This is a genomic window from Xanthomonas campestris pv. campestris str. ATCC 33913 (genome assembly GCF_000007145.1).
Lineage (GTDB): Bacteria > Pseudomonadota > Gammaproteobacteria > Xanthomonadales > Xanthomonadaceae > Xanthomonas > Xanthomonas campestris.
The window spans coordinates 890,422-911,579 of record NC_003902.1 but is presented as its reverse complement, the minus strand read 5'-3'; the positions used below and the strand labels follow the sequence as shown (position 1 = coordinate 911,579).

Annotated in this window: 18 protein-coding genes, 2 other RNA genes and 1 riboswitch; of the genes, 10 read left to right on the top strand and 10 right to left on the bottom strand. The window is 66.3% G+C overall.

Annotated elements, in window-relative coordinates; translation table 11 throughout:
- Nucleotides 1–434: 434 nt before the first annotated feature.
- From XCC_RS03930 to XCC_RS03900, 7 genes are all read right to left on the bottom strand, one after another.
- Nucleotides 435–509: non-coding RNA, sX9 sRNA (locus tag XCC_RS03930), on the bottom strand.
- Between the two features lie 60 nt (nucleotides 510–569).
- Entirely contained in the window at nucleotides 570–1,832 is a 1,263-nt protein-coding gene (locus tag XCC_RS03925) for an OmpA family protein (RefSeq protein ID WP_029629037.1), read from the bottom strand.
- 134 nt (nucleotides 1,833–1,966) lie between these two features.
- Nucleotides 1,967–4,030 carry an esterase/lipase family protein gene (locus XCC_RS03920; protein WP_011035993.1) on the bottom strand — a complete coding sequence of 688 codons (2,064 nt, stop codon included), beginning with the start codon at nucleotides 4,028–4,030 and terminating at the stop codon, nucleotides 1,967–1,969.
- The gene (locus XCC_RS03915; protein WP_011035992.1) at nucleotides 4,027–5,070 is read right to left on the bottom strand and encodes a DUF4105 domain-containing protein; all 1,044 of its coding nucleotides are present in this window, start codon (nucleotides 5,068–5,070) and stop codon (nucleotides 4,027–4,029) included. The genes XCC_RS03920 and XCC_RS03915 overlap by 4 nt, the downstream gene beginning before the upstream one ends.
- The gene (locus XCC_RS03910; RefSeq protein ID WP_014506704.1) at nucleotides 5,067–5,639 is read right to left on the bottom strand and encodes a TetR/AcrR family transcriptional regulator; all 573 of its coding nucleotides are present in this window, start codon (nucleotides 5,637–5,639) and stop codon (nucleotides 5,067–5,069) included. Before XCC_RS03910 ends, XCC_RS03915 begins: the two co-directional genes overlap by 4 nt.
- 80 nt (nucleotides 5,640–5,719) lie before the next feature.
- Nucleotides 5,720–8,434, bottom strand: a complete 2,715-nt coding sequence (gene ppc / locus XCC_RS03905; protein ID WP_011035990.1) for a phosphoenolpyruvate carboxylase — start codon at nucleotides 8,432–8,434, stop codon at nucleotides 5,720–5,722.
- A 188-nt stretch (nucleotides 8,435–8,622) separates the two neighbouring features.
- On the bottom strand, nucleotides 8,623–11,163 hold the full coding sequence (locus tag XCC_RS03900) for a S9 family peptidase (RefSeq protein ID WP_011035989.1): 2,541 nt from the start codon (nucleotides 11,161–11,163) through the stop codon (nucleotides 8,623–8,625).
- Nucleotides 11,164–11,285: 122 nt separating this feature from the next.
- Nucleotides 11,286–11,400: riboswitch (S-adenosyl-L-homocysteine riboswitch) on the top strand.
- A 30-nt stretch (nucleotides 11,401–11,430) separates the two neighbouring features.
- Here XCC_RS03900 and ahcY point away from each other — a divergent pair.
- The 3 genes from ahcY to XCC_RS03885 all read left to right on the top strand — a co-directional run bounded on the left by ahcY (nucleotide 11,431) and on the right by XCC_RS03885 (nucleotide 13,786).
- Complete coding sequence (gene ahcY / locus XCC_RS03895) at nucleotides 11,431–12,873, top strand: adenosylhomocysteinase (RefSeq protein ID WP_011035988.1); 1,443 nt, start codon at nucleotides 11,431–11,433, stop codon at nucleotides 12,871–12,873.
- Nucleotides 12,874–13,209: 336 nt separating this feature from the next.
- Entirely contained in the window at nucleotides 13,210–13,461 is a 252-nt protein-coding gene (locus tag XCC_RS03890; protein WP_012439201.1) for a hypothetical protein, read from the top strand.
- A 16-nt stretch (nucleotides 13,462–13,477) separates the two neighbouring features.
- Complete coding sequence (locus XCC_RS03885) at nucleotides 13,478–13,786, top strand: hypothetical protein (RefSeq protein WP_228422058.1); 309 nt, start codon at nucleotides 13,478–13,480, stop codon at nucleotides 13,784–13,786.
- A gap of 99 nt (nucleotides 13,787–13,885) precedes the next feature.
- Here the strand turns inward: XCC_RS03885 and XCC_RS03880 are convergent, their stop codons facing one another.
- Together XCC_RS03880 and XCC_RS03875 are read right to left on the bottom strand one after the other, a co-directional pair.
- The gene (locus XCC_RS03880) at nucleotides 13,886–14,443 is read right to left on the bottom strand and encodes a DUF3228 family protein (protein ID WP_029217144.1); all 558 of its coding nucleotides are present in this window, start codon (nucleotides 14,441–14,443) and stop codon (nucleotides 13,886–13,888) included.
- Between the two features lie 189 nt (nucleotides 14,444–14,632).
- Complete coding sequence (locus tag XCC_RS03875) at nucleotides 14,633–15,178, bottom strand: DUF2058 domain-containing protein (protein ID WP_011035985.1); 546 nt, start codon at nucleotides 15,176–15,178, stop codon at nucleotides 14,633–14,635.
- A 171-nt stretch (nucleotides 15,179–15,349) separates the two neighbouring features.
- Between XCC_RS03875 and XCC_RS03870 the strand changes: the two genes are divergently transcribed.
- From XCC_RS03870 to XCC_RS03845, 6 genes are all read left to right on the top strand, one after another.
- Nucleotides 15,350–15,425, top strand: a non-coding RNA gene (locus XCC_RS03870) — sX9 sRNA.
- A gap of 443 nt (nucleotides 15,426–15,868) precedes the next feature.
- Nucleotides 15,869–17,239 carry an alpha-amylase family protein gene (locus XCC_RS03865; protein WP_040942384.1) on the top strand — a complete coding sequence of 457 codons (1,371 nt, stop codon included), beginning with the start codon at nucleotides 15,869–15,871 and terminating at the stop codon, nucleotides 17,237–17,239.
- Between the two features lie 253 nt (nucleotides 17,240–17,492).
- Complete coding sequence (locus tag XCC_RS22740) at nucleotides 17,493–17,891, top strand: histidine phosphatase family protein (protein WP_080506198.1); 399 nt, start codon at nucleotides 17,493–17,495, stop codon at nucleotides 17,889–17,891.
- The gene (locus XCC_RS03855; protein WP_011035983.1) at nucleotides 17,806–18,393 is read left to right on the top strand and encodes a histidine phosphatase family protein; all 588 of its coding nucleotides are present in this window, start codon (nucleotides 17,806–17,808) and stop codon (nucleotides 18,391–18,393) included. Before XCC_RS22740 ends, XCC_RS03855 begins: the two co-directional genes overlap by 86 nt.
- Before the next feature lie 11 nt (nucleotides 18,394–18,404).
- Nucleotides 18,405–18,566: a hypothetical protein gene (locus XCC_RS03850; protein WP_228422057.1), complete on the top strand. Its 162-nt coding sequence runs from the start codon at nucleotides 18,405–18,407 to the stop codon at nucleotides 18,564–18,566.
- A gap of 45 nt (nucleotides 18,567–18,611) precedes the next feature.
- Nucleotides 18,612–19,352 carry a hypothetical protein gene (locus tag XCC_RS03845; protein WP_228442150.1) on the top strand — a complete coding sequence of 247 codons (741 nt, stop codon included), beginning with the start codon at nucleotides 18,612–18,614 and terminating at the stop codon, nucleotides 19,350–19,352.
- Between the two features lie 120 nt (nucleotides 19,353–19,472).
- Here XCC_RS03845 and XCC_RS03840 read toward each other — a convergent pair whose 3' ends face one another.
- Nucleotides 19,473–20,408, bottom strand: coding sequence for a Gfo/Idh/MocA family protein (locus XCC_RS03840; protein ID WP_011035980.1), 936 nt, complete (start codon nucleotides 20,406–20,408; stop codon nucleotides 19,473–19,475).
- Between the two features lie 307 nt (nucleotides 20,409–20,715).
- On the opposite strand from XCC_RS03840, the gene XCC_RS03835 reads away from it, so the two are divergent.
- The gene (locus XCC_RS03835; protein ID WP_019237965.1) at nucleotides 20,716–21,117 is read left to right on the top strand and encodes a VOC family protein; all 402 of its coding nucleotides are present in this window, start codon (nucleotides 20,716–20,718) and stop codon (nucleotides 21,115–21,117) included.
- The last annotated feature ends 41 nt before the right edge of the window (nucleotides 21,118–21,158 follow it).

Sequence of the window (21,158 nt, the reverse complement as noted above, 5' to 3'; positions counted from 1 at the left end):
TGCGGCGACGTGATTCGCAGCTGCATTGCGTAGTGGATGCGCTGACGCACCGCCGCCGCGTGCTGTCTGCTGTCTGCTGTGTGCTGTGTGCTGTGTGCTGTGTGCTGTCTGCTGTCTGCTGTCTGCTGTGTGCTGTGTGCTGTGTGCTGTGTGCTGCTTGCTGCTTGCTGCTTGCTGCTTGCAAGACAGAAGAGCATCACCGCGAGCATGCGCAACGCCGGCAGTGCCTGCAGGATCAGTCGTGAATTCCCATGACAGCGCATGTGTGCGCTTCCGCATCACAGCCGGTCTGATGCAAGTCAGCCTTGGGAACCTGCAATCCGCTGTGATCGCACGCAGTGATGCCACCAGACACGCATCGAAGCCGAGTCAGGCAAAACGTGCCCACCGCTGCCACGCAAGCGATGCGTGGCGTGGCGTAGTCCACTAAGAGTGGCCAACAAAACGTAGCGAGCAGCCGTCAGGTGGGTGCGGACGACGCGGAAGAACCGGAGTGTCCGCCAGTACCTGAGGATTCCGAGCATCGGCCGCGCCCGACTGGCGGCTGCGCAGGCGTTTTGATCGCTGCGCTAAGTGCGCAGGAACAACTCCACGCGCCGATTCAACTGGCGCCCGCCCGGATTGTCCTGCCCTTTGACGGTATTGGGCGCCAACGGCTGCGACTCGCCATAGCCCTTGGCACTGGCAGACTGCGCGGTGCCGCGCGTGCGCAACGCGGCGAGCACCGCGTTGGCGCGGCGCTCGGATAGCGCCTGGTTGTAGTCATCGCCGCCCTTGGCATCGGTATGCCCACGGACTTCCATCTGCGCGACGCTGACCTTGCCGAGTGCAGCCGCCAGCGTGTCCAGCACGCGTGCCGCGTCCGGGCGGATGTCTGCCTTGTCGAAGTCGAAGAGGATGCGGTCGCTCAGGGTGATCACATACCCGCATGGCGCACCGGGCGGCGCGAACTTCTGCAGCAGCGGGAACCGGCCCGCGGGCGGCACCTTGGGCAGCGGCGGCATCCGTACCTGCCGTGGCGGCGTGCCCACCGTGCCGGTGCCATCGCCATGGTTTTGCACCAGGCCATCGGGGCCGTTCCACAGACCCGAACCGTCGGCGTTGATGGTCACCAGGCCACGCGGCCCGTTCCAGGTGCCGCTGCCGTCGCCGTGGTTATCCACCAGGCCGTGCTTGCCGTTCCAGGTGCCGGCGCCCTTGCCGTCCAGGCTGATCAGCCCGGCCGGGCCGTTGTAGGTGCCCGCGCCCGACGCTTCGACCTGGATCAATGCGCCCTCGCTCTGGCCGTCATCGGCGCTGTTGATGGTGCCGCTGCCATCGGCGTTGACCTGGACCAGGCTGCCATCGACGTTGGCGGTGCCACTGCCGTCGGCCTTGAGCGCGAACAGGCCAGCCGCACTGTTGCGCAGCAGATTCCCATCGGCATCCACGCTGGTAATGCCGGCATCGTTGATCAGCGTTCCGCCGGTGTCACAGCGCGCCGGCGCCACGCGCACGCCGTCGATCGGGTCGAGGATGTCCTGCAGCGACGCTTCCAATGCGCGCTGCGCCGGAGTTACGCCGGCGATGTCGGGCACCACGATCTGCGGAATGGCCGGGAACTCGGGAACTGCCGGGCTGCTGGCTGGCTCAGCCGCCGGAGCTGGTGCGGACGCAGACGCTCTCTGCGCCGTTGGTGCAGATTCCGGCACGGCAGCTGCCTGATCCTGCTGCCCCTCCCCGCGGCTGCAGCCCAGCAGCAACATGGGCACCCACAGCACTGCCAACAGCGTCTTGCGCATCGCACCTTCCTTGTTCGAGGAACCGCCTGATAGCACGGGTGCGGTAAACAATGCGCTAAGCCGGGCCTGCGGCCCTGCAGGCATGCACTGAAGCCTGCGTTGCTGGGGCGCCGACGCCGTGCGACCCGTTGCAGCACACCATCACTCAACGACCGCCCAGGCAATTGCGCAGCCGTGACAGATCGTCAGTGCGTGGCCAGATCAGTCGGTGCGTCGGTAGCCAATTGGGCCGAAGCATCGGGCGGTGCATCCGTCGCGGATTGCACCGCCGCGGGCACCGGCGACGATGCCGCACCCTGCAACTCTGCGTGCAGGATGCGGCGGATCTCCAGGATCGCCTGCGGCGTTTCCTGCACGCTATGCCAGGACGTCACCACCAGTTCGGAGGCGGCGCCGTCCAGATGCGCGCTGCGATACGGCACCAGACCGTCGTCGGACATGGGTAGCGGCACCTGCGGTTTTTCGCGGCCGATGATGGTGTGGTAGCGCACCGAGGGCGCGATCGGCAGATCCGCGGCCGCGCGCACGAACGGGTCGGTATCGCGCAGGTTGTCGATGCTGGTCGGCGGCAACAGGCGCCGCTTGCGTTGCGGCTCGCCCGGTGCATCGCGCTCGCTGTTGGCCAGGTCCTGCAGCACATCGCCGAACCGATCCAGCAAGGCGATCGGCAGGCGCACCAGGCGGCCGACGAAGCGCCCCAGCCCGCCTTCGGCCAACGGCGTGCCGCGGTGCGGCGCGGCGATGAAGATCGCGCGGTCGATCTGCGGCATCGGCGAAAAATGCAGCAGCGGCGACAGCTTCTGCCGGATCCGCGCACCGCGCTCGCCTTCCAGCCGGTAGTCGGCCAGCAGGCTGCTCCAGATCTGCTCGCCAGACGAGGACACCAGCAAGCGGCCGATCACCCCGCCCATGCTGTGACCGATCAACACCATGTCGTGCGAGGCCGGCGCATCACCCTGCGGGTCGAAATGCCGCAGGCTGCGTTGCACCAGTTCCTGGATTTCGGCGCGGTTGACCGCCAGCGGCGCGTTGGTGGGGTAATACACCTGCCAGATCTGATAGTGCTGCCGCAGCGTTTCATCGCCCATCACTTCATTGGCGACATTCACCCAGGCCTCCGGGCTGCTGGCCAGGCCGTGCAGCATCAGCAGCACGCGCCGGTTCGGGTCGTAGGGCTGCATCAGGTATAGATGCGGGCGATCGATGCCGCGCGCGCGGCCCAGCATCGAGCGCAGCGATTGCGCGGCAAAGCCCGACTTCGCAAGCCACAGGCCGTACGCCGCAGTGAAGTTGGCCGCCAATGGCACGCGCTGGCCATGCAGCATCACTGCGGTCTGGCGATACGGGTCGTAGGGCGCGACCGTGGCGCTGTCGGTGTGCAGCACCGCATCCAGCGTGTCGCCTGCAAAACGCAGCAGGACCGTGGCCGGTGCATACGGCATCTCGCTGAAGGTGGGCAACGGCCGCTGCGGGTCTTTTGGCGCGGGCAGCGCCTGCTGCACGGCCAGGCCGGCAGGGTCGCCGACCACCGCCGGGTCTACCTCGGCCACCAGATCTGCACCGAAGCCGTCGCGGCGATAGGTGCTACGCAGCCCGCCGAAGCGCAGCGACGATGCCGCGAACAACGCACGCGGCGTATTGCCATCGCCGGGCAACCGGTAGGCGGCCAGATCCACATTTACGCGCCAGCGGCCCACCGTGGTGGCTGCAGGTGCGCTGGCGCCGGCCTGCTGGGCGCGCACGAACAGGCGTTCGACCACCTGCTGTACGGCGTAGTTGTAGTAATCGCGCACCTGGGTCTGGCGGTTTTCGAAGGCCCGCTCGCTGGGCGCGCGCGTGGTGAAGAACAGATACGCGTACGCATGCCGCGCCGCTTCCAGCCATGCTTCCAGTGCCGCGTCGCTCATCTGTGCGGGGGTGCGCCCGCTCAACGCAATGGCCTGCGTGGTCCACAGCTCGGCCTGGGTCGCCAGCCGGCGCTCATCGCCGATGCCGGCCACCGTGCGCAGCTGTTCGATGCAGGGCAGTGGCGTCTTGCGGCAGGTTTGGGGATCCAGCCCGGCCACCTGCAGCGTCTCGCTGCCGGCCTGGCTGAGCGTGCCGGCACTGAGGATGTCGCCGCGGGTCTGGGCGATGTAATCGCCGCTGCTGCGCGCCTTCACCGTGACCATGGCGCAGCCGCTGAGCCACACACAGGCCAGCACGGCCACGCCTGCCACGGCGCGCCGCGCCCAGGTGCTGCGGCTCATCGGTGTGCGCTCGCTGCAGATGCCGGTGCCGGTGCCGGTGCCTGCGGCATGCCTGCACGGATGCGCGCGGAGAAATCTTCGGCGCGGTCTGCGGCGTGCGCACGCGCAGTGAAATGCCCACGTTGCTTCAGCGTGGCGAAGTCATAGCCCGGCATCAGCCCGTGATGGTCGAAGGCGTATTCGTCCGCATAGCCGGACAACAGCAGGCGATGATCCAGCGGCAACGTCGGCCGCAGCTGGCGCACCAGCGCAAACACAATGGTGGTGCAGTTGCTGGTGAGCGTGTTGTAGAACGCCGGCGCGCGGTTCAAGTCGTTGGCCAGCCCCACATAGCCCATGAACATGCGGCGCAGGCCGGCCTTGGGAATGTTCAGGCGATACAGATACATGTCCTCGCCACGCACGTTGGTGCGCACGCGCAGGATGTCGCGCTCGTCGGCGGCCACCAGGGTCTCTTCGAAGCTGCGAAAGAAGCCACCCAGCGCGGAGAACGATTCGCCGCGTTCCTTGCGGATCTCCAGTGAGAACACCACATGCGAGCCATCGTCGAAACCGAACGATACCAGCGTGTGCGCAATCGCCGGGCCCATCCAGTACGACAGCGCCAGATCCGCGCTGACCAGGTGATCCAGATCGTACTGACGCGTTTCCCAGCGCGGCTGGTAGTCGGTTTCGCTATGCCAGTCGAAGTTGCGCACGTTGTGCAGCGTGACCAGGTTGCCGTGCACTTCCGGGCGCAGACGCTGGGCGACATCGTCGGCCCAGTCGCGGTCCTGGCTGGGCTGCATCAGCCACCACGCCGTGCCCAGCGCCACGAAGGCGGTGGCGAAGATCCCCACCAGCGCCCAGTTCTCGCGCCGGCGCCGCAGGCCCCACAGCGCAGCGAGCGCCATCGCGCACCACGAGGCCACCCACCCGGCGCGCACCACGCCATTGCCGCTGAGCGCGAAATAGATCGCCAGCCCGCCCCACGTGGCGGCCACCACCACCGCAAGCCGCAATGCCCAGCGGCCGATGCGCGCACGCGTGGCCGGTGTCATTGCGTGCCGCCAACCGGTACCGGCATGCCCAGCGCGTGCATCAGCAGATCGGCGGAGCGGTGTGCCAGACGCTTGCGCTCGGCTTCGTCGCTGCCACGCAGGCAACTGCCCAGCATGTCCATCACCAGGACCAACTGCTCTTCATCCAGATCCGCGCGGCACAGGCCGGCCTGCTTGGCGCGCTGTACGAACGGTAGAAAAATGCCGACCACGCGCTGGTCGACCGCTTTCACTGACGGATGCGCGCGCTCGATCGAACGCCAGAAATCCACCATCGGTGCGGACTGGGCGATGTGTTCGGCCACATCGTGCAGCAGCACGGCCAGACCGTCCGGGCGATCGCCCAAGTCGGCCGCCAGCCGCTCCAGTCCATCCAGGCCGCGCTCCATCAGCGCGGTCATCAGGGCCAGGCGGTCGGGGAAATTGCGGTACAGCGTGGCGCGGCCAAGGCCGGCACGTTCCACCACCAGTTCTAGCGGAGCGTTGACGCCGTGTTCGCTGAAGACTTCGTCGGCGGCGTCGAGAATCTGCCGGCGGCGGAGCGCGGCATCGGGGCGGGGAGCTGTCATGCCGGCATTATCGGACAGATTTGTCCGGTTGCGCCAGAGCCCGCTTGCCGAATGCACGCACTCTCCGACCAACGGTCGGATCAGCCGGTGTTCTGCACGCCCTGCGCCACTCCGTTGACGCATGCCACCAGCGCACGCAGCAGTTCTTCGTCTTCGCCATCGGTGGCACGCCAGCGCTGCAGCAGATCCACCTGCAACACGCTGATCGGGTCGATGTACGGGTTGCGCAGCCGGATCGACAACGCCAGGCGCGGGTCGTGCTGCAGCAACGAGCGCTGCCCGAGCAAGGTCTTGACCCAGTGCTTGGTCAGCGCGAGTTCGTCGCGAATGCGCGGGAAGAAACGCGCGTGCAGCGGGCCAGCCAGGCGCGAGAACAGCTCGGCGATATTGAGATCGCCCTTGGATAGCACCATGGCGATGTCGTCCAGGAAGGTGCGGAAGAACGGCCAGTCCTGCGCCATCTCGCGCAGGCTGTCTTCGTGCCCGGCCTCCACCGCGGCCTGCAGGCCACTGCCCACGCCGTACCAGCCGGGGATCACCGCACGCGCCTGGCTCCAGGCAAACACCCAGGGAATCGCGCGCAGGTTCGACAACGCCGCGTCCTGGCCCAGCCGGCGCGAGGGGCGCGAGCCCAGCGTCATGCGTTCGATCACATCGATCGGCGTGGCCAGGCGGAAGTACTGCATGAAATCCGGCGCGCCGACAAAACCGCGATACGCCACCGTGCTGCGCTCGGCCACCAGATCCATCACTGGCCGCCAGGCGTCTTCGCGCGGCTCCGGCGCGCGCGGGCGCAGGCTGGACAACAACACCGCGCCGGTCATCTGCTCCAGCGAGCGTAACGCCAGCGCGCGGATGCCGTACTTGCGATGGATCACCTCGCCCTGCTCGGTCACGCGCAGGCGTCCATCCACGCTGCCGCGCGGCGCTGCATCCAGCGCGCGGGTGGTCTTGCCACCGCCCCGCACGATCGAACCACCGCGGCCGTGGAAGAAGGTCAGGCGCACGCCGAGTTCGGCGGCGGCCTCCAGCAGCTCCACCTGGGCGCGTTGCAGGCCCCAGCGCGAGGCCGCAATGCCGCCGTCCTTGCCACTGTCCGAATACCCCAGCATCACCATCTGGGTGTCGCCGCGCGCGCGCAGGTGCTGGCGATACACCGGGTCGGCCAGCAGGTCCTGCACGGTGCCGGTGCCGCCGCGCAGATCGTCCACGGTTTCGAACAGCGGCACGATGTCCAGCGGCACCGCACCGGCGTCATCGACCAGGCCACCACGCCGCGCCAGCGCTAGCACGGTGAGCACGTCGGCGCGATTGTGCGCCATCGAAATGATGTAGCTGCCCAGCGCATCGGCACCATGCCGCGTGCGTGCATCGGCGAGCGCGGCGAACACCGCATCCAGCCGCGCGTTGCCTTCGTCGTCCACCTGCGGCAACGCCTGCTCACCCGAGGCATATGGGCCGAGCAGACCGGCACGGTGGGTGGCGTCCTGGCTGTCCCAATCGGCTTGCCCCAATGCATCGGCCACCGCGCGCGCATGCACGCTGGATTCCTGGCGCACATCCAGCCGCGCCAGATGGAAACCGAAGCTGCGCACGCGCCACAGCAGGCGGCGCACTGCGAACCAGCCCGCGTGCAAGCCCTTGTTGACCTCCAGGCTGTCCAGGATCAGTTGCAGGTCGTGTTCCAGCTCGGCAGGCGCGGCGTAGGCGCCGTCGGCATCGTCCAGGGTGGCCTGCAGGCGCGCGCGCATCAGGTCGTTGAGCAGGCGGTACGGCATGTCGCCGTGGCGCGGCCGCGAGCGTGCGGCGGCGTCGGGCAGCAGCGCCTGGTAGCGTTCCAGCTGCGCGCTCAGCGCCGGGCTCACCGCCACCAGCGTGGTGGATTGGCTGAGCAGGCTCGCCAGCTGCCACAACTCGTTGAGATAACGGTCCAGCACCGCGCGCCGTTGCGCGTCCAGGGTGCCGGCAATGGTGTGCGCATCCACGTTGGGATTGCCGTCCATGTCGCCACCGACCCAGGTGCCGAAGCGCAGCAGGCGCGGCAACGCCAGCGTGCTGCCGTAGGTTTCTTCGATGGCGTGTTCCAGGGTTTCGTACATCACCGGGATGACGCGGTAGAGCACCTGGGTGAGATAGAAGCCCACGTGCTCGCGCTCGTCTTCCACGGTGGGGCGCACCGGCGAGGAATCGGCGGTCTGCCAGGACGCGGTCAACGCCATGCGGAACCGCGCCGCATCGGTGGCGCGCTCATTGGGCGTGCGCATGCCATCCAGGTTGTCGACCAGGCTGGCGACCATCAGCTGTTCTTTTTCGAGCAAGGCGCGGCGCACCGCCTCGGTGGGATGCGCGGTGAACACCGGCTCCACGTCGATGCGCGGCAGCCATTCGCTCAACTCGTCCAACGTCACGCCCTGCGCCTTGAGCCGGCGCAGCGCATCGTGCAGGCCTTCCGGCTGCGGGGTGTCGGTACCGCTGCGCTGGTAGTCGCGCCGGCGCCGGATGCGGTGCACGCGCTCGGCGATGTTGACCACCTGGAAATAGGTACTGAAGGCACGCACCAAGGCCTCGGCGGCGCGCGGTTCGCGGCCTTCCAGCAGCGACAGCAAGCCGGCGGGCGGCGTATCGCTTTCGCGGCGTGCGATCGCGGTGGTGCGGATGCGTTCGATTTCTTCAAGAAAGTCCGCAGACACCTGCTCGGCGAGCAGGTCACCGACCAGGGCACCGAGCCGACGGACATCGTCGCGCAAGGGAACGTCGGGGGTAGCGAAGACAAGACTGCTGCGGTACTCGTTCATCGGAAACGCACACCCTCTTCAAGCGCAAAGTCGTCGAAGACTAACCCAAAAGGATTAGATGATCGCGACAGACGCGACGGTTTCACCTTGAACCATCGCGTTGACGGGCGCTTGATGTCTTCGTCGTAGCAGCGCGCTTGCGCGCGATGGGCGTTATCGGCAATGCCTCATCGCGCGCAAGCGCGCTCCTACGTGGAGCCGCCGTGCGTGTGCGGTGTTGCGCAGCGATTGCGCGGAGTGGCTGGCGCGTTGGCCTCACCCAGCGTCATCTTCAACCACTGTTCGCTCTCGGCCAGCATGTGCAGGATCGACTGCCGCGCACGGTAGGCGTGCGCTTCGTTGGGCAGCATCACCAGCCGCGCGTTGCCGCCCAGACCCTTGATCGCGGTGAACAGGCGCTCGCTCTGGATCGGGAAGGTGCCGCTGTTGTTGTCGTCCTGGCCGTGGATCAACAGCAGCGGATCCTTGATCTTGTCGGCGTAGTTGAACGGCGACATTGCCTGATACACCGGTTGCGCCTGCCAGTAATTGCGTTCCTCGGCCTGGAAGCCGAAAGGCGTGAGGCTGCGGTTGTACGCGCCACTGCGCGCGATGCCGGCCTTGAACAAGCGCGTGTGCGCGAGCAGGTTGGCGGTCATGAACGCGCCATAGGAATGCCCGCCGATGGCGATGTGCTCGCGGTCGGTCACCCCACGCCGCACCACTTCATCCACCGCGGCCTGCGCATCGGCGATGAGCTGCGGCAGGTAGGTGTCGTTGGGTTCGGCATCGCCTTCGCCCACGATCGGCATGGCCGGGTTGTTGAGCACCACGTAGCCGATCGCCAGAAACGCCTGCGGGCCCCAGTAGCTGATGGCATTGAAGCGATACGGCGAGTCGGTGACCTGGCTGGCGGTGTCGGCGCTTTTGAACTCGCCCGGGTAGGCCCACATCAACAGCGGCCGCGGGCCATCGCGTTTGGGGTCGTAGCCGGGCGGCAGCAGCAACGTGGCGGTGAGGTCCACGCCGTCATTGCGCTTGTAGCGGATCTGCTCCTTCTGCACGCCGCGCAATTGCGGCAACGGGTGCGCAAAGCGGGTCAGCGCCCGCGGTGTGGCCGCCGCGTCGCCCAGTGTCTGCACGTAGTAGTTGGCCGGCTCCTCGGGCGATTCGCGGCTGAGCAACAGCTGCGTGCCCTGCGTATCCAGCAGCGCGATCGGTGCGGCATAGGTGGGCGCCTTTGAGTGGAACAGCCGCGTGGTGCGTTTGCTCTGCAGATCGAAGCGGTCCACGAACGGGCGGTCGCCTTCCGGCGAAGCGCCCTTGCCAAGCAGGAACAGGCTGTTGCCATCGGCACCGGTCTGCAGCAGCGCATGGCCGTTGCCGTCGGCGATCAGCGCCGGCGTTCCGGGGTCGTTGTAGCGGTCCTGCGAGGAGCGGTCCCACAGCAGTTCCGGCGCGCGCTGTGGTTGGTCCGGTGCGATGCGCCACTGTTTGGTGCGGCGGGTCTTCCACCAGCTCTCGCTGATGATGGCCAGGTCGCCCCGGCCCCAGTGCACGCCCTCGAACCGGCTGCCGAGCTTGGCCAGGGTGACCGGCGCACGGTTGAAGGGCGCGGCCTGCATCAGCAACGCATCACGCACGGCGCTGGTGCGCGCCGGGTCGCCGCCGTCCTGGGCTTCGGCCCAGACCAGGGTGGCCGGCGCATCGGCGCGCCAGGCGATTTCGCGCACGCCGGTGGGTACGGCGTCATTGCCGGTCGGCAAGCCTTCCACCAGCGGCAGTTGCGCGACCTGGCGGACCAGCTTGCCCTGCAGATCCAGCACCTCGATGCGGCGCGCGAACGCGTCCAGCGGCGCCAGATACGAGAATGGGCGCTCGCTGCGCTCGCTCAGCACGTAGCGGCCATCCGGCGACACCGACAGGTGCAGATAGATCCCGGGCGCGGCAATCGGCCGCACCTGCCCGTTCACCCCAACGATCACCGGCTGCGCGGTGGCGTAGTACTCGAACAGCCGCGCATCGGCTTCGTTGCGGAGCAGATCCTGATAGGTGCGGATCGCGCGCACGCCGGCATCGGCGCTGGTCTGCTGGATTGCCGGGCCCGCCGGCACCGCGTCGCGGGCGGGCGGTGCGGTCTGGTCACGCAGTTGCTGCTGCACCAGCAACCCACTGCTATCGGGCAGCCAGTGCAGTTCGTCGTTGATGCTGGTATTCACGTCGGCCAGCAGGCGACGCGCCTGCCCCGCCGCCACATCCACCACCCACAGCTCGTTGGCACCACTGGCCGCATCCTCGCGGCGGAAGGCCAGAGAGCGCTGGTCGGGCGACCAGGCCAGGTCGGCCAGCGACAACGGCGCCGGCAGGCCTGCGATCTGGCGCTCGCTGCCATCGGCCACCGACAGCAGCCACAGCTTGCTGGCGAAGGAGAACCGGCTGGCGGCGTGGGTCTTGGGATGGATGCGCACGCCGGCCAGCTTGAGCTCGGGCTGCGCCACCTCGGCAATGTCCGGCAGCGCCGGCAGCTGCAGCATGGCCGCCAGGTCGCGCCGTGGCGACAGCTGCAGCAACGGCGCGCGCGGCGCGTCCACCACCGCCTGCAGCGCCTTGGAGGGCAGCTGGTAGCCGGTGGTCGGCAAGGACGTCGGCGGGGCCGCCGGCTGCGCCAGGGCCGGGACGCTCAGCGCCAGCCAGCCCAACACCACCCAGCCCCGTTGCCACCCCTGCCGCCTGGTGCGTCTCGCCTGCATGCCCTTCCCCGGTGTCGAATAAGGCTTGGACCATAGCAGCCGGGCGGCCCGGCTCCCCCTGTCGTTGGTTGGGGTGGGCGGCAATTCATGCCGGACGGGGGTGCTGCCGATATAATCAGACCCTCGTCGAGGGGCGCTGCGACCGGTACGGCAGATTCATCTGCCACCTGCACGAAAAGTGCGGGCAACAACGGCCAGGCTCGACAGGGATTTTTCGTGAAACGGCGCCCGGAATTGCAGACATTCGCCTGCCTACCGGAGCAACTGATGAACGCTGTCGCAAAAACCGTTCCACACACCGATTACAAGATCGCCGACATCTCCCTGGCCGATTGGGGCCGCAAGGAGCTGGACATCGCCGAGCACGAGATGCCGGGCCTGATGTCGATCCGCCGCAAGCATGCGCAGACCAAGCCGCTGAAAGACGTCCGCATCACCGGCTCGCTGCACATGACCATCCAGACCGCCGTGCTGATCGAAACGCTCAAGGACATCGGCGCCAATGTGCGCTGGGCCTCGTGCAACATCTTCTCTACCCAGGACCACGCGGCCGCCGCGATTGCCGCCACCGGCACGCCGGTGTTCGCCTGGAAGGGCGAGACGCTGGAAGAGTACTGGGACTGCACCCTGGACGCGCTGACCTTCACCCTGCCCGACGGCACCCTGACCGGCCCGGAGCTGGTGGTGGACGACGGCGGCGACGTCACCTTGCTCATCCACAAGGGCTATGAGCTCGAAAACGGCAGCACCTGGGTCGATGAACCTGCCTCCTCGCACGAAGAAGGCGTGATCAAGGCGCTGCTCAAGCGCGTGGCCGTCGAGCGTCCGGGGTACTGGGCGCGTGTGGTCAAGGACTGGAAGGGTGTCTCCGAAGAGACCACCACTGGCGTACACCGCCTGTACCAGATTGCCGAAGCCGGCAAACTGCTGATCCCGGCCATCAACGTCAACGACTCCGTCACCAAGAGCAAGTTCGACAACCTCTACGGCTGCCGCGAGTCGCTGGCCGATGGCCTCAAGCGCGCGATGGACGTGATGCTGGCCGGCAAGGTCGCGGTGGTCTGCGGTTACGGCGATGTCGGCAAGGGCAGCGCCGCCTCGCTGCGTGCCTACGGTGCCCGCGTCATCGTCACCGAGATCGACCCGATCTGCGCCCTGCAGGCGTCGATGGAAGGCTTCGAGGTCAACACCATCGAATCCACCCTGGGCCGCGGCGACATCTATGTCACCACCACCGGCAACAAGGACATCATCACCGTCGAGCACCTGCAGGCGATGAAAGACCAGGCCATCGTCTGCAACATCGGCCACTTCGACAACGAGATCCAGGTCGATGCGCTGAATGCACTTAAGGGCGTGGAGAAGATCAACATCAAGCCGCAGGTCGACAAGTATGTGTTCGGCAACGGTAACGCGATCTTCCTGCTGGCCGACGGCCGCCTGGTGAACCTGGGCTGCGCCACCGGCCACCCGAGCTTCGTGATGTCCAACTCGTTCGCCAACCAGACCCTGGCGCAGATCGACCTGTGGGAAAAGCGCGACAGCTACGAGAAGAAGGTCTACATCCTGCCCAAGCACCTGGATGAAGAAGTGGCCCGCCTGCACCTGGAGAAGATCGGCGTCAAGCTGACCACCCTCACCAAGGACCAGGCCGACTACCTCGGCGTGGACGTGGCTGGCCCGTACAAGCCGGATCATTACCGCTACTAATCCATTGGCAAGACATCGCCATGTAGACAAAAACGGGCGCCGCAAGGCGCCCGTTTTTTGTTTGAGGACATTGCCGAGAACAGTGCGCCGCAAAGCGGTTGAGGTTCGGGTCACACACACTTGAACCGCGTGCTTCGCTCGCCTTGCAAGCGTGGCTGCCAACTCAGCACGTTCGATGCTCGACGCATTGCTCAGTCCGTTGCATCTGGACCCTTGCGCTCGACAGGCTGCACACGCCGGCGGTAACGTACCGGCCCGGGCGTCGCCCCTGCCTTGCCTGCACGCGGTTGCGGCAGAACGCGCCGGCTCTTTCAGCCCATCTAAAAAGGACACCGCATGGGTAGCTTCAGCATCTGGCATTGGCTCATCGTTCTTGTGTTTTTCGGCATCATCGCTGCCGTCATCAGCGCGATCGTCTGGCTTGCCAAGCGCGCTTCACGCAAACCCGGTGCATCTGCCGCAGGCACTACAGCGGCACTGAAGACCACCGAATCCCGGCTGGCCGAACTGAATCGGCTCAAGTCTCAGCAGCTGATCACCGACGCCGAGTACACCCAGCGACGCACTCGAATTCTGAGCGATCTTTGAGCGGCTGCACCTGCCGGTGAATCATGTCCGCGCGGTGATGGAACATCAGATCCATGTCACCTGCGCGCCAGGCGCCGCGTATCAAACGCTACTGGCGCAAGGGGCCGCGACAAGCGACGGGATCGTGCTGGACGTCCGCACACCAGAGCGACTGGCCAAGACGTTCAGCCTGGTGCAATCGCTGCAGCTTCCGTTTGCCGATGCGCCTGCAGGCTGGCCGCCCGCCGCGGTCTTTGCGCAGCTCAGGGAGCAAGGGCTGGTGCACGGCGCCATCATCACGGTGACGTGGACGGCCCCCGAGATGCCCGTGCTAGGCGCCGGCTAACGCTGCTTGAGCGCGGTGCGTGAACGCCGGTCGCCTGCAGGCAGTTGACGAAGACGAAGGCGCAGGCCCATGTGCAACCGCTACGCCCAACGCCTCGCGTCAGGGGCGCCAATTCGCGTTGGCATCCCAGAACGCCACCGCGCGGCGGTAGGCATCGCGATCCAGCGGCACGCCGGAACCGCCCTCTTGCACACCCAGCGCATTGCGCAGCATGGTGATGGGGGTCATGGGAATTTCGTCTGGCTCGGCGGTGTACAGGCAACCAACCACGCCCCAGTCCGCGTCGATGGGGCTGCCCTCCTTGGCCAGCTGATCGCGGCTGTAGAGGATGGGCAGCAAGTAGGTAGCCAGCGGCGGCTCCACGCCTTCGAACCAGCGCACCAGGACTGGTAATTCCTGCGAATTGCGTGCCTCGTAGCCGGAGCGCAGCTGATGGCGATTGGCATCGGTGATGGGGACGGTCAGGCAGCGTGTCGAGGTCCAATTGCGATGCGCATGCAGCCGGCAGAATGGCGCGTAGCCTTCGATCACCCGCACTGGCGTTTCATCGTTGAGGCGCTGGATGAACTGCTCGGGCGTGCAGTCCTGGATGGCGTTGCGGCGGCCATCGCGCGGAAACAATCGCGGGCGGGCAAACGGGGTAAGAACAATCGACATGGCGCGTGCTGGCAGCGGTACAGCGTGCAAGGGTAACGCGGGCGCATCGTTCTCACGCAAGCGCTCCTCCCGCGCCTTGGTCTGCGGTGACCCGCCAGATGTGCTGGCAGCAGTACATCGCCCTGCTACCTGTACGCGCGTTGCCCGCCATCGACGCGGCGCGCACGCATCACGGTGCCCGCATCCGGCTTACCAGATCAGATCGTCCGGCACCTTGAACTGGCTGTAATAGTCGTCGTCGCTGTCCGGCGATGGTGGCGCTGCGGCGCGGCCATGATCCAGCACCACCACGGTGGCATCGCGGCTGTAGACCTTCTCGGCCGCGGCACGCGGAATCAGTTCGAAACCCTCGCCGTAGCGCGCGATCACCAACGCGCCACTGGCCAGCTGGCTGCGCAAGAGGGGGCTGACCAGCACGCTGCGAATGACGCTGCCATCGTTGAAGCGGTAATCGATCTCGCCTTCGCGCTTGACGCGGCTGGTCTCGATGATCTGGCGGACCTGCGCCACCAGTTCCTGCTGCCGCAGCTGCGCGTTGCGCTCCTCGGCCAATGCGCGGTCGCGCTCGGCGCGCTCGGCTTGCAGGCGGGCGGCATCCACCTTGTCCGGGTCTGCTGCGGCCGCCGGTGCACCCTTGGCATGGCGCTGCTTGTTCTGCTCGCGCGCCACCTTGTCCACCTGGGCTTTCTTGACCAGGCCTGCCTTGAGCAGTTGTTCTTGAAGAGGATTGCGCATGCGAGAAGACCAACCGGTGACGTGCACACAGTTTAACGCGGCCGGCGTGGTGGCCGCCCTGGTGCACGAGGTGCCGCTGGCCAGGAGGCCTGAACCAGGCTGTTCAGGCTTAGCGCCGCTATCAAAACGCCTGCAGGCGCCAGCCGGGCGCGGCCGGTGCTAGGAATCGGCATGTACCCCCATACACTCCGGGTGCTCCGCGCCGGCCGCACCCACCTGACAACTTGCTCGCTACGTTTCGGTAGCCGCTCTTCATACCGCTGAGCCATTGTGCACGCGCTGCTGCACTGGGCTGCCGTCGTTGCCTGTAGCGCGCAGGTTGCGCACCGAGCCCGGCCTGCTGGACGTCACGGCATCCATACCGGCAACCACCGCCGCCATTCATCAGCACCGCGCGCAGTGCATCGGTGCGAGTGCGACCGTGCACGCCCTCGGCATCGAACCGGCCGCACGTTTCGCGGCTGTTGTGCAGTGAATACGTATGCACAGGGTCAATGCTGCGCCGCGATGCGCGCTTAGCATCACCGCGCGCCGCACGCCGTGGGGCGCGCTTTCCGGAACAGGGGCCGGAGGGCATTGCTGCATGCATCGCTGTGCGGGATGCGTGCGTCCACTGATCAGGAGACACACCCGATGCACGCCACCTCTCGCCCCTGTCCACGCACGTTCTGGCAACGCGCTCACCAGTTGCTGTTGATCGCGCTGACCTTGTTGCTGACCACCGCCAGCGCACAGGCCGACGTCATCCTGCATGCGTTCAACTGGCCCTACGCCACGGTAGAAGCGCGCGCCAAGCAGATCGCCGATGCCGGGTATCGCAAGGTACTGGTCGCACCGGCCTATCGCTCCGAAGGCAGTGCCTGGTGGGCGCGCTACCAGCCGCAGGATATCCGCCTGATCGACAATCCACTCGGCGACACCACCGCGTTCGCGCGCATGGTGCAGGCACTGGCAAACAACGGTGTGGAAACCTATGCCGACGTGGTGTTCAACCACATGGCCAACGAAGCAGCAACGCGCTCGGACCTCAATTACCCCGGCAGCGCGGTGCTGGCGCAGTACGCAGCCAATCCTGGGCGCTACGATGCACTGCGCCTGTTCGGCACGGTGCAGTCCAACTTTTTGAGCGCCAGTGATTTCGGGCCGGCGCAATGCATCAGCAACTACAACGATGCCTTCCAGGTGCGCAATTACCGCATCTGCGGCGGCGGCAGCGATCCGGGCCTGCCGGATCTGCTCGGCAACGATTGGGTGGTGCAGCAGCAGCGCGCCTACCTGCAGGCGCTCAAGGGCCTGGGCGTCACCGGCTTCCGCGTGGACGCGGCCAAGCACATGACCTTCGACCATCTCAACCGCGTTTTCGATGCCGGCATCCGCTCCGGTGTGTACGTGTTTGGTGAAGTGATCACCGGCGGTGGCAGCGGCAATGGCGACTACGACCAGTTCCTGGCGCCGTATCTGCAATCCACCCCGCATGCCGCCTACGATTTCCCGCTGTTCAACGCGGTACGCAATGCCTTCGGTGTGGGTGCGAGCATGCAACAGTTGGTGGACCCGGCGTCCACCGGGCAGGCCTTGCCGGGCAATCGCGCAGTCACCTTTGCCGTAACGCATGACATCCCCAATAACGCGGGCTTCCGCTACGCGATTCTCGACCCGGTCGATGAAACGCTGGCCTATGCGTACTTGCTGGGCCGCAACGGCGGCGTGCCGATGGTCTACACCGACAACAACGAAAGCGGCGACAACCGCTGGGTCAATGCCTATCTGCGCGATGATCTGCGCCGCATGATTGGCTTCCACAACGGCGTGCAGGGCAGCGACATGCAGGTGCTGTCATCCAGTGCCTGCCACATCCTGTTCCGCCGCGGCAGCCTCGGCATCGTGGGCATCAACAAGTGCGGCAACCCGGTCAACACCACCGTCGCCATGAACGGCAGCGTGTTGTTCTGGAATGCGGATTACGTCGATGCACTGGGTTCCGGCACCGTGGTGCGCATCTCCAGTGGCTCGTACACCTTCACCCTGCCGGCGCGGCAGGCGCGTATGTGGCGACGTTGATTTTGCAGACGCGCTGCGTTTGCAGGAGCGCTGCAGCACGGTCTGTTTTCCGTAGGTGCCATCCAGGCGACTAGGTAACATCAGCGGATCCCGCTGAGTAGCAAGACCGACGCCTTCATGGGGGCAGCCCGCATGAAGGCGTCGATGCGTTAGGCAACCGAAAAAATCTACAACGACGCATCTTTTTCATTGCCGGCGGCATCTCAGCACCAAGCGATGACGCGCACGGTTACCAGCAGGCGCCCTCGCGCGCATGCCAACCAAAGATGAACTGTCCGCGCACCGCAACCCATCAATGCAACCCGTTCGCACGGCGCGCGTACCTACGGGCGGTCGCTGCAATTGCTTCCTTCTGCTGCGCGGCGACCATCGTGGCGAGCGCCATGCGAGCACTACACGCATGACATCGCCCTCCCCCCATCGATGGTGCACGCCGGAGCATGCGATGCCTCTCTACTTTGTCCGCCATGGGGAATCGCTCGCCAACGAACAGAACTACTTCGCTGGTTCCCAGAATTCGCCGCTGACCCGGCTGGGCCGGCGTCAGGCGCAGCAGGCCGCGCTACGTGCAGCAACGCGCACTGCACTTCGACCAGGTGCATGTCTCCACGCTGGAGCGCGCGCAGGCAACGGCAGCCATCATCCTGCATGACGTTGCGCCCATGCCCGAGGTCGTTTCCAGCGCGGCACTGGTGGAACGCAACTTCGGCATCTTCGCCGGCAAGAACAAGACCTTGATCAAGAAGTCGGTCGGCCATGCGGTGTTTGAACGCTACTTCCATGATGCCGATGGCGCGCCACCGGACGGCGAACACTGGATGGATATGTACGCCCGCTGCAAGACCTACTACGAGACCGTGCTGGCGCCGCTGGATCAGCAAGCCAAGCACGTGCTGGTCGTCGCGCACAAATACATCGTGGAAGTCTTAGCGCTGATCGCATCCGGGCTGCCGCCAGCGGAGTACATCGACTTCCGCTTGCCCAACTCGCGCCCGCTGTCATGGGACGAACTCAAGCAACTGACCGCGCGCAGTTCGTCACACCTCAATACGCTGGGCGAATTGACGGAAATCCACCTGCTGCGCTGGATGCTGCTCGCCACGCTCGGTGGTTTGCACTGTCGTGCATGGGCGCAGCGCTGCCACCTGCGTTAGCCAGCGTTGCGGTGATCGCCTTGCTGGCAGTGAATGCGTTCTTCCTGTCGCTCCGGATCGAGCCCGGGGCACTGCGCCTGACCAGCGGCCCGGAGAACATCGCATTGGGTGCGCTCAGTGTGGGGCGTGTCTTGCTGGCAATAGCCCTGCTGGTTGGCACGCAGAACGCGTGACTGCATGTCCTGGGCCTGTTGCTCATTGTGCCGCCAGCGTTGTCGGTGCCCACGTTCTCGCTGGCACGTGGGGGCGACTATTTCTTTGCCGCGCGCTACACGCTGGTCTTGTCGATCGTGCTGCCGCTGCTGCTATTGGTACTGTTCCTGGACCATCGCGAAGTGCTGGGCAACGCGCATGCGCTGGAGCGCTTCTTCGTGGTACTGGTGCTTGCCTTGGCGCTGCCTTGCCTGCTTGGCCAGGCCTGGCGCCACGCGCGCCCCATCGCGGCCGGCAAGCTCGCCACCTATTGGAGCTGGGTCGGTGCGCTGGCGATGGTGCCACTGGCATTTCTGGTGTCGCTGCGCGCGGCCGGCGATGCACTGCCGGCCACCCTGCGCCACGGCGGCTGGCATGCGTGGGCCGCGTGGCTGCTCCCGTTCTGCGTCTTTGTGGCCAGCCGCTTCTCCAGCGCGCTGTATCTACGGCTGCACCAACGGATGACCGGCAGGACCATTCATGCCGCGATCGTGGCCGATATCCATCTGCTGCAGACCTCGCCGAATATTTTCCTGTGGCTCAGCCTGCTGTTACCCGGCACGTTCCTGCATGCGCCGACACTGGTGGCCGGCTCCCTGTTGGGCTTCTTCGTCTTCGCCTACCTGGATGAAGCGCTGATCGTCAGGCGCTTCCGCGCACAGATTGCGCCCGCTGTGGCAACGCCGGTGCGTGCTGCGACCGACAGCATCGGTGACGCGCAAGCGGTGGATGCACAGGATCAATGCACTGTGCTCGACACGCGGTAGGTCAAGACGCGCCTGTTCTCAGACGCTCTAGCAATGGCGTCTCGGCGGCGTTCCATGCACTGGAACGCCGTGAACGGGCGCATGGCGAGCCTGCCAACGCTGCGCCTTACGCGCGCACCGTCACCACGCAAACGGCGCAGCCACCTGCCGTTCGCCTAGTAAAAACGCATCAGCCACATGCACGAAGGGCGTGGTGTCCACCTCGGACTCGCCCGCGCGCACCAGTTGCACGAAACGCGCGTACAGCCCGTCGTATTCGCTGGCCGCAGGCACGCTGTGTGCGACGCCATCGATGTGCAGCTTGGCACCGCCCTCGCTCAGCACCAGCGCTCCCTGCGTGGTCTCCACCGCGATGTCCCAGCATTGGTGGCCGGTCTGCAGGAAATCGAATTCCGCAGTCACCGGTACGTCGTCGGTATCGGCGAAGGTAAGCGTGGCCGCCAGCGGCGCCTGCCGATTACTCGGTGTGTGCAACGTGGCTTTGCGCAGCGCGAACGGCCGCGGCAGCAGATGGGTGACGATGGACAACGCATTGATGCCGGGGTCGAACACGCCCATGCCACCGGGCTCCAGGATCCAGTCCTGGCCGGGGTGCCAATGGCGGATGTCTTCCTTCCAGGTGATGTGCACGCGCACCAGCTGCTTGCCGGCCAGCCACTGCCGTGCCGGCTCCACGCCGGCCGCGCAACGCGAGTGCCAGCTGGTGAACAAGCTGCGCTGCGCCTGCCGGGCGATCACGCGCAGGTCGTCGATCTCCGCCAGGGTGGCCGCCGGTGGTTTTTCCAGGAACACATGGCGCCCGGCCGCCAGCGCAGACTGCGCCAGGGCATGCCGCCCCACCGGGGGTGTGCACAAGGCCACCGCCTCGATCTGCGGATGCGCGGCAAACGCCTCCTCCAGCGTCTGGAACGCTGGCACACCATCCACCGTGCCATGCCGGCTCACGGTGGCCACCAGCTGCACGTCGTCGCGCGCGGCGATGGTGGGCACGTGCTGGTCGCGGGCGATCTTGCCGATACCGACAAGGACAATGCGCAATGCGTCTGGATGCTTCATCGAAACCTTCGTGCTCATGAGGAAGTGACGGCCGACAGATGACGCCGGCAACCCTGCGTCGTCGTGCGCACGGCTGCGTGGCGAGAGGTGTCGCAGCCACGGCGGCTACGCGCAACCGGCGCAGTGTACGGTCAGCACAGCGGCCGCTGCGAGACATCGCTACCGCTTGTTTTGCTATACCTCGTGGCAGGCCGCAGCCGCGCGCATCGTGCAAGGTTGGGCGACCGATCTACGGTTGACGGCACGCGGGTCAGCAGCCAGCATCGCGCCGCACACTCCGTGCAGTCATCCCCTCGGGCGCATCGCCATGCTGCATCACCTCTCGCTGGGCGTCAGCGCCATCGACACGTCCGTCACCTTCTACGATGCAGTGCTGGGCGCACTGGGCTATGTGCGGGTGTGGTCGGACCTGGCGCCTGGCACCGATGACCAGGCAGTGGGCTATGGCTGGGCCGGTGGTGGCGACAAGCTCGCCTTGAAGCAAAGCACGGCCGTGCCGCTGGCCGCGGGCGCCGGCTTCCATCTCGCCTTCAGCGCAGCGAGTACCGCTGCGGTGGACGCGTTCTACGCCGCAGCGCTGCAGTACGGCGGCCGCTGCAACGGCGCGCCGGGCCTGCGGCCGGACTATGGCGATGACTACTACGCCGCCTTTGTGATCGATCCCGATGGACACCGCATCGAGGCGGTGCACAACCAGCCTGCCGGCTAAGAGCAGCTTTCAAAACGACTGCACAGCCGCCAGGCGGGCGC

Coding starts and splice junctions, on each gene's coding strand:
- XCC_RS03890 (WP_012439201.1), top strand. CDS start 13,210: ATGGGTAGCTTCAGCATCTGGCATTGGCTCATCGTTCTTGTGTTTTTC.
- XCC_RS03835 (WP_019237965.1), top strand. CDS start 20,716: ATGCTGCATCACCTCTCGCTGGGCGTCAGCGCCATCGACACGTCCGTC.
- XCC_RS22740 (WP_080506198.1), top strand. CDS start 17,493: ATGCCAACCAAAGATGAACTGTCCGCGCACCGCAACCCATCAATGCAA.
- XCC_RS03840 (WP_011035980.1), bottom strand. CDS start 20,408: ATGAAGCATCCAGACGCATTGCGCATTGTCCTTGTCGGTATCGGCAAG.
- ppc (WP_011035990.1), bottom strand. CDS start 8,434: ATGAACGAGTACCGCAGCAGTCTTGTCTTCGCTACCCCCGACGTTCCC.
- XCC_RS03900 (WP_011035989.1), bottom strand. CDS start 11,163: ATGCAGGCGAGACGCACCAGGCGGCAGGGGTGGCAACGGGGCTGGGTG.
- ahcY (WP_011035988.1), top strand. CDS start 11,431: ATGAACGCTGTCGCAAAAACCGTTCCACACACCGATTACAAGATCGCC.
- XCC_RS03910 (WP_014506704.1), bottom strand. CDS start 5,639: ATGACAGCTCCCCGCCCCGATGCCGCGCTCCGCCGCCGGCAGATTCTC.
- XCC_RS03920 (WP_011035993.1), bottom strand. CDS start 4,030: ATGAGCCGCAGCACCTGGGCGCGGCGCGCCGTGGCAGGCGTGGCCGTG.
- XCC_RS03875 (WP_011035985.1), bottom strand. CDS start 15,178: ATGCGCAATCCTCTTCAAGAACAACTGCTCAAGGCAGGCCTGGTCAAG.
- XCC_RS03880 (WP_029217144.1), bottom strand. CDS start 14,443: ATGTCGATTGTTCTTACCCCGTTTGCCCGCCCGCGATTGTTTCCGCGC.
- XCC_RS03915 (WP_011035992.1), bottom strand. CDS start 5,070: ATGACACCGGCCACGCGTGCGCGCATCGGCCGCTGGGCATTGCGGCTT.